Genomic DNA, 7,243 nt, shown 5'->3' on the forward strand with positions numbered 1-7,243 from the left:
TTTGTGGGAGATTTTATCCGAATGAGGGCGGCGTAGCGGGCTACGGCAACCGAATGAGGGTAAAATATACCGCAAACTGGAGCTTGCAGATTGCGGAAATGATTTTTCAGACACGCTCTAAAGCACCAACCTACACGACGCGGCTTTTATCATCAATAATTCGTGTAGGTAACAATAACATAAATCAATAAAAAACGAAAGGGAAGACATTCAGCCAAAACCGAATGCCTTCCCTTTTTCACACACTCTTTTCTCCCGGTTGCAACAAAACAGCGGCAGGTGACTGCTTGCTGCGTCCGTCTTGTTACAACTTATTTCACTCTCTTCTCAATCTCCCGATTCACTTTCTTCCTCATCTCCACCAGATAAGCAATACTTCTCGGATAAGACTCAAACTCTACCTTCTCTCCACCTTCCGGTTCAATACACTTCATAACCACATCTCTTCCTGCAAGTTCTTCCAGATAATTCATGGCACAAAGATCGCTCATTGCCTCATCCATCAGCATGATACGCAGAGATTCTTCCGGCTCTTTGTCAGCTCCCGGGTATACCAAAAAAGGATCTCCTGACGGAAATGCCCCTGCTGCATCCGTACAGCGATATGGGTCGATCGGGAAGATGGAATGTTCTGCATTGTAGAAGTTGTAGCCCCAGTGCAGGAATCCATCCAGCTGGTATTTGTACATCTGCGTACCCAGGATTCTGGTACGGTAACCCGGCTGTACGATGAAACGGTTTGTTACATCCACGTACTGTCCGGTGCAATAATATCCCCACAGCTTTTCCGGACGTTTCTCCAGGAATGGCTGAATATGGTTGACTGCGCATACCGGCTGAGATACCAGACCTTTTTCATAGAATTCGTAATCAGACAGCGCATCCATCATCTGATAACCTTCCAGATCTTTTTCCACAACTTCTTTGGCTGCTTTATAAGAATCAAACTGCTCCCGGGAAGGCTCGTCAGAAATATGGAAATATGCCACCTCAGAGATTTCCAGTTTCTCCAGTTCCGGTTTCAGTGCTGCCAGGAACTGATGCAGGAACTCACTGTATTCTTTTCCTGCTGCTTCTGTGTCCCATCCAAACAGCTGCACCAGTTCTCCATCTTTCTCACCCATAACCTTCGGAGCCATCGTTGCTCCCCACTGGCTGAACAGATGAGAAATCTCATAATATTTGATACCACAGCGTTTACACATATCTACCCATCGCTCGAACTTATCGAAACCGAAGGTATATCCGTTCTCTGTCACATGTACATCTACCAGCTGTACGGTACGTCTCTCTCCACCGATTGCTGTATCCAGAGGAGGAGTAAATACCGGCGTCAGCAACATGTTACATTTTCTTTTTACGGCTGTACGTACAAAATTTTCCACGATCTTCCAGTATTCCTCACTGAACACTTCCACGCCGTAATAATTTGCCAGACAATCCGAATGAAACCACTCTGTGTGTGGTACTGCCAGCTCCGGAAGTTCTGCATCTACTACATGAATCAACTCTATCGAACTGTCCAGAACTTCTCCTTCCACTACCATATCCACTTTTATGGTATGGTCTCCGGCAGCGAGTCCTGTGGTGTCCACATCGATCCAAAGACTCTTCCACTGTCCGCTGATCAGTTCCACCCCCCACGGCTGGATCTCACTCAGCAGATCCGGATACAGACCCGGTTTGGTGGTCAGATAATCCTCATCTGCCACCATATGTGCCGGATATTCACAGGGAACCAGGCGGACACTTCTCACACGTACCTGCTCTTTGTCATCGGCCGTCACCTGCACCTGTGCTCTTCCTTTCCTCTCACCACCCCAGTAGTAAGCCATCTGGAAAGATACCGTCTCTTTTTTCAGTGCGGTGATCACATCTTCCATTCCCTCTCCACTCGGCTCCTGATCCGGGAACACTTTTTCCAGCGAAGTGATTTTTTTAACTTTTAACAGTTCCATAGGTACCCCCTTATACATTTTTAATTTTTTAACCTTTAATACCACTCAGTGCGATACCTTCCACAAACTGTTTCTGTAAGAACACATACATGATGAATGGGAACAGGAAAGATACCGTTGCACCTGCCATGATCAGACCATAGTTTGTCTGGTACTGTGTTTTTAACAGAGACAATGCTACCGTCAGGGTATACATATCGGAATTGGATGTGGATACCAACGGCCACAGGAAATCGTTCCAGGAAGTTACAAAGGTAAATACAACCAGTGAAATCAGTACGGGTTTGATCAGCGGAATAACGATCTGAATGAAGATCCGGTACTCCGGGCATCCGTCTACTTTCGCAGCTTCCAGCAGTTCATCCGGTACCGTATCCATAAACTGACGGATCAGGAATACACCGAATGCATTCAAAATGACAACAATCAGAGCAAAATATGTATTGGTCAGTCCCGCTTTGTTCATCATGATGAATACCGGAATCATCGTTACCTGTCCCGGAATCATCAGGGTCAGCAGATACATACGAAAAATCATCTTGCTGCCCGGAAATTTTTTCTTTGCAAATCCATAGGCTGCCATGGATGCAATAATACAGTTAAACAGACAGGAACAGAATACAACGATCACACTGTTTGTCAGTGCTCTGATAAATCCTGTCTTTTTCAGTACGTAGTTAAAGTTTGTAAAATCTCCAAAGTTAATATCACTCCAGTGTAACATCAGCGTGGTAGACTGGGTGAATGACATGATTACCATGTAGATAAAAGGTGCGATACAGATAGCTGCAAAGACTAACAAAATCAATACTCCAAGGATGGAAAAGACGGTCCATTTCTGTTTTTTCTTCATGTCTATTTCGCCTCCTTTTTCTCTTTAAAGAACAGATCTTCCACTACATTGATGATAATAATCATAAGTAACAGGAACATGGCCATTGCACATGCATATCCCATTTTGTACTGTTTAAACGCTGCATTATAGATACCCATAACCAGAGTGACACTGGAATGACCAGGGCCTCCACCTGTCATCAGGTAAGCCAGGTCGAATACCTGGAAGGACCAAATAATACCAAGGGTAACTACCAGATACGTGATCGGTTTTAATACCGGGAGCGTAATCTTAGTAAACTGCTGCAGCGGTGTTGCTCCATCCACTCTTGCCGCCTCATACAGATCTTTCTGAATTCCCATGATACCCGCATAATAGATAACCAGGAAATATCCTACGTTTTTCCATACTGCAACAATACAGATACTTAACAGAGAAGTTTTAGTACTACCCAGCCAGTTAACAGAAGAAATATGGAAGAAATTCAGAATGTTATTCAGAAAACCACCATCTGTATTCAGGATGATTCTCCATACCGTACCTGCGGTAACTGCAGATGCGATAACCGGAATAAACATAACACTTCGTAAGAATTCACCTTTTTTATTCTGTATCTTTGCTGCCAGAAAAGCTGCAAATGCCAGTGCCAGAATCGTCTGTGCCGGAACAGTCATAACCACATACAGCAGAGTATTTTTTGCTGCATCTGTCACATAACTGTCTTTAAACATTTTGATATAATTATCAAGTCCTACAAATTTCGGCGAATTCATAATATTATATTCTGTAAAACTGAAATAGCCGGACATGAAAATCGGAATAATACAAAAAATCAAAATCAATACAAAACTCGGGAGAATATAAATAACTCCCTGTACTGCTTCTTTTGTTTTTCTTGACATGTCATTCTCCTTTTTATCTTGTTTGCCCCATTGTGAAACGAGAGGGACGGTACACCGGTTACTCCTATGCACCATCCCCTCTTATTACTAACCTTCTCTAACTAAATTTCCATCTCATTATTTCAGATTGGAGTCATAGTATTCTGTTGTGTTTTTCAGAACTTCTTCCGGAGTCAGTTCACCAAGCATCATAGACTGCATATTCTTATACAGGGTATCATACATGGAACTTGCGCCTTTGAATACCGGCAGTGACTGGAACTTGTCTGTCTGATTTGTGAACAGATCGGCAAATTTTTCATCTCCGCTGTAGGTATCGTCTGCAGTGATCGGCGGCTGCTCAGATACTCTTTCATGGAAATCTGCCATTACATCTTTGCTGGTCACATATTTCATAAGTTTGATGGCAAGATCTTTGTTTTTGCATTTGTTAAACAGTACCAGACTGTCTGATGCTACAAATGTCTTTGTATTTTCCGGACCGGACAGAATAGAGTAATCCCAGTTGATTCCATCTACTTTTGCCAGGTTGCTGGATGCTGCGACTGTCATAGCAGCTTCACCATTCTTGAATGGTTCCAGAGAGTCATCTGTAGAAGTACTTGTTTCTGGAATCAGGCCTTCTTCTTTCATATCTGCAAGGAACTGTGTCGCTTTCAGACCGGCCTCAGAGTCGATGGTCAGATTACCGTCTTCATCGACAATCTGTGCACCAGCTCCCCAGAAATATGGCCAGTATACTTCGTTCAATGCTCCATAATGGGTACTTCCCCAGGTCGCACTCAGCGGTGCAACATCCGGATTACTTGCTTTTACTGCTTCGCATGCCGCTTTCAGTTCATCCCAGTTGGTCGGAACAGCATCCACACCCGCTTCTTTGAGGATGTCCATGTTTGCTGCCAGAAGTCTCGGATTACCAACAACTACAGGCAGTGCATACTGTCCACCCTGGATATTTCCCAGATCGTAGTACAGGTAATTTGCTTTTTCATCATCTGTAAAGTATTCATCGATGTCTGCCAAGGCACCCATATCGATATAGTCATAGAACATTTCCATGTACAGATATCCTACATCCGGTCCGTCGTTGGAATTTACACCGGTCAGATATTTTTCTTCGTAATTATCCCACGGAATAATCTCTACGTTTACTTCGCAGTTGTTCTCTTCTTCGAAAGCATCTATTTTCTCGTTCCAGAATTCTTCGTCTGTCACTTCTCCGTCAGCAGATGCAAAGGTCGGGAACCAGAAAGTTAGTTTGTCTTTTCCACCTGAGGAAGAGGATGAATCACTGCTTCCTGAACTTCCACCACAGCCTGCCAGCATACCTGCTGTCATAGTTGCTGCCAGTAAACACGCTACTACTTTTTTCTTGTTCATACTTTTTTCCTCCTTCGTTCTTTTCCACAATCATTTGTGGAATCTTTCCTTTCTTTTGACAAAAGTATATCGTCTTTGTCCGACAGAAGCTATATAGAATCGTCCAGTTTTCACATAAAATCGTCCTGCAATCTCATAAAAAGCAGCACAATAACCTAACAGCCTCTTCTTTTATGAAAAAAAGAAAGGCCACAGTGCCTTTTTCTGTGACCTCTTTGTCTTCTTTATTCTAACTGAATTATCGTTTTTTGTCAATCCCGTACAGATTGTATACAACAAATCGCCTGGGAGGAAATCCCCTGCATTGTTCCTGTAAATCCAAGTCCTTCTTCTGTGGTTGCCTTGATATTCACCTGATCTTCGGAAAGTTCCAGTGCATCTGCCACATTTTTGATCATCTGATCGATGTGTGGAAGAAGTTTTGGCTTCTGTGCGATGATCGTGGCATCAATATTTACAATCTGATATCCCTTTTCTTTTAATAAAGCTCCCACTTTCTGCAATAACAGGATACTTGAGATTCCTTTATACTGCGGATCCGTGTCCGGAAAATGTCTTCCGATATCCCGCAGGGCAGCTGCACCGAGAAGTGCATCCATGATCGCATGGACAACCACATCCGCATCCGAATGTCCCAGAAGTCCCAGCTCCCACGGTATCTTCACACCGCCAAGGATCAGATCCCGTCCTTCCGTCAGTTTATGTACATCATATCCCATTCCTACCCGTACCATATCTGTTCCTCTCTTTCTTTTTTCTATATTCTCACAGCCTCAGATACCCGATGTCTCCGAGAATACATTTTTTCTTATTCAACACACTTTCTTCTTATTATATATCCTGACCATCAGAATCATATTCTCTGTCTGTCATGATACCTTATTTTCCCCTGCTTTGCAACAGGGCACTCCAGGTCTTTTTCCCTACAATGCCATCTGCTGACAGCCCTTTGGTCTTCTGAAAATGCCGGATATTCTGTTCGGTCTTTTCTCCGAAAATCCCGTCTGCCTGACCGCCTCCGCTCCACACATTCAGATAGAGGGACAGCCGCTTCTGAATCCATCGTGTGAGTTCTCCTTTTGCACCTTTTCGAACCGTGGGGCAGCCCTCCACTGTCCGCTTACCTGCAATTCCGTCTGCGGTACCCGGCTGATAGTCCTGTCGGATCAGTTCTCTTTGCAGCGCCAGGATCCATTCTTTCTGCGTGCTGTCTGCCGTCAGTGTTTTCACCTCTGTATGCGGAGTCTCCTCTCCGGAAGATGCCTGTTTTCCGGTGGATGTACCCGATCCCGTCCAGGTTGCCTGAAAGGCGTAGATATTTCCATACTGTTTCCGCAGACGTTCGGAGGTACTTCCCCAGTCCGGCAGTTGAAAATGTGGTTTATCCACAATGGATTTCCAGTCTCCGCCCCACTCCAGTCCCAGTGATTTTCCGATAGCTCCCACTCTCTGAAAATAGTTTCCTGATTCGTTATAGGCTCCTTTTCCGTCCTTCCGGTATACATCGAACGCCACTCCCCACTGGTGCATGGAGCGATAGGTGCTTCCCGGCGCATTGGTTACGACCGGTCCCGGCTTGGTTCTCCCCTGGGCATACAGCCGGTTTTGTTCCTGTACCGTCCGAAAACACTCTCCGATCCCGATCGGGCATCCCTGTTTTTCACAGGCTGCCACCAGTTCTTTTGCCAGTTTCTGTAACCGTGGATGACATTTGGTCAGATCCCGTCCCATTTTTCTTCTTTCTCCTGAAAGTTTCTCTCCGGTTATTCTATGCAGACACAGGACTTTTTGTTCCTTCGCATATTTCCTGTAATTGTTGTATTTTTCTGTACTTTTCCCTCTTTTTAAATTTTTTTAATTTTTTTCAAAAAAACGCTTGACTTTTTCCTACCAGTTTTATATAATCGTAAAGCAGGTTGCGGTTGGCAACCACGAAAAATGGCGAGATAGCTCAGTTGGCTAGAGCACACGGTTCATACCCGTGGTGTCGAGGGTTCGAATCCCCCTCTCGCTACTTCAACAACTGTATATCAGTGTTGACCCTGGAATCTTAGCTCAGCTGGGAGAGCATCTGCCTTACAAGCAGAGGGTCACAGGTTCGAGCCCTGTAGGTTCCACTTCTTCTTTGGAAGACAATTTCATATGGCGAGATAGCTCAGTTGGCTAGA

The 7,243-nt window shown here is 44.5% G+C and carries 8 protein-coding genes and 2 tRNA genes; 3 read left to right on the forward strand and 7 right to left on the reverse strand.

Annotated elements, in window-relative coordinates; translation table 11 throughout:
• Nucleotides 1-89, reverse strand: an 89-nt coding sequence (locus tag MSA64_RS11930; RefSeq protein WP_334302740.1) for a DUF6783 domain-containing protein, incomplete at its 3' end; no start/stop codon positions are given.
• On the opposite strand from MSA64_RS11930, the gene MSA64_RS03805 reads away from it, so the two are divergent.
• Nucleotides 54-191 (forward strand): DUF6783 domain-containing protein, encoded by a 138-nt coding sequence (locus MSA64_RS03805; protein ID WP_334302741.1) that lies wholly within the window; start codon nt 54-56, stop codon nt 189-191. The two genes, MSA64_RS11930 and MSA64_RS03805, sit on opposite strands and share 36 nt — an antisense overlap.
• Before the next feature lie 120 nt (nt 192-311).
• Here MSA64_RS03805 and MSA64_RS03810 read toward each other — a convergent pair whose 3' ends face one another.
• The 6 genes from MSA64_RS03810 to MSA64_RS03835 form a co-directional block, all read right to left on the reverse strand.
• Nucleotides 312-1,958, reverse strand: a complete 1,647-nt coding sequence (locus MSA64_RS03810) for a DUF4091 domain-containing protein (RefSeq protein ID WP_287890620.1) — start codon at nt 1,956-1,958, stop codon at nt 312-314.
• A 28-nt stretch (nt 1,959-1,986) separates the two neighbouring features.
• A complete protein-coding gene (locus tag MSA64_RS03815) occupies nt 1,987-2,811 on the reverse strand; it encodes a carbohydrate ABC transporter permease (protein WP_106493420.1) in 825 nt (274 codons plus the stop codon).
• Between the two features lie 2 nt (nt 2,812-2,813).
• On the reverse strand, nt 2,814-3,695 hold the full coding sequence (locus MSA64_RS03820; protein WP_215637231.1) for a carbohydrate ABC transporter permease: 882 nt from the start codon (nt 3,693-3,695) through the stop codon (nt 2,814-2,816).
• A gap of 117 nt (nt 3,696-3,812) precedes the next feature.
• A complete protein-coding gene (locus MSA64_RS03825; RefSeq protein ID WP_287890623.1) occupies nt 3,813-5,075 on the reverse strand; it encodes an ABC transporter substrate-binding protein in 1,263 nt (420 codons plus the stop codon).
• Between the two features lie 251 nt (nt 5,076-5,326).
• The gene (gene ispF / locus MSA64_RS03830) at nt 5,327-5,809 is read right to left on the reverse strand and encodes a 2-C-methyl-D-erythritol 2,4-cyclodiphosphate synthase (RefSeq protein ID WP_022399750.1); all 483 of its coding nucleotides are present in this window, start codon (nt 5,807-5,809) and stop codon (nt 5,327-5,329) included.
• 145 nt (nt 5,810-5,954) lie between these two features.
• Nucleotides 5,955-6,806: a peptidoglycan-binding protein gene (locus MSA64_RS03835; protein ID WP_287890625.1), complete on the reverse strand. Its 852-nt coding sequence runs from the start codon at nt 6,804-6,806 to the stop codon at nt 5,955-5,957.
• Nucleotides 6,807-7,015: 209 nt separating this feature from the next.
• Between MSA64_RS03835 and MSA64_RS03840 the strand changes: the two genes are divergently transcribed.
• Both MSA64_RS03840 and MSA64_RS03845 read left to right on the forward strand, forming a co-directional pair.
• Nucleotides 7,016-7,089: transfer RNA gene (locus MSA64_RS03840), tRNA-Met, on the forward strand.
• A gap of 30 nt (nt 7,090-7,119) precedes the next feature.
• Nucleotides 7,120-7,192, forward strand: a tRNA-Val gene (locus tag MSA64_RS03845).
• Nucleotides 7,193-7,243: the final 51 nt, after the last annotated feature.

Origin of the sequence: Oliverpabstia sp., assembly GCF_022785585.1 — a bacterium.
GTDB classification, from domain to species: domain Bacteria; phylum Bacillota; class Clostridia; order Lachnospirales; family Lachnospiraceae; genus Oliverpabstia; species Oliverpabstia intestinalis.